Below are 223 nucleotides of genomic sequence, written 5' to 3'. Positions count from 1 at the left end.
CAAAGCGAGCCAAAGTCCGGTGGCGAAACAGGCGCTGGATGGCATTCGTGACCTGTACAAGCTGGAGCGAAAAATCAAACACCGGCCGCCGGATAAACGGCGTCAGTGGCGGCAGCGTTATGCCCGGCCGTGGCTGAATGAGTTCCGGTCCTGGTTGCAGACGATGCAGACCCAAACGGCGCCCAACTCTGGGTTACGCAAAGCGATAGATTATACGCTGAAG

General features: G+C 57.8%; 1 protein-coding gene. It reads left to right on the top strand.

Annotated elements, in window-relative coordinates:
- On the top strand, nucleotides 1-223 hold a 223-nt coding region (locus tag ABR397_RS24215; protein WP_350307901.1), incomplete at both ends, for an IS66 family transposase.

This window comes from Photorhabdus viridis (assembly GCF_040256935.1).
Classification (GTDB): domain Bacteria; phylum Pseudomonadota; class Gammaproteobacteria; order Enterobacterales; family Enterobacteriaceae; genus Photorhabdus; species Photorhabdus viridis.
The sequence above is the reverse complement of the archived record's forward strand: the minus strand, read 5'-3'. Positions and strand labels throughout refer to the sequence as shown.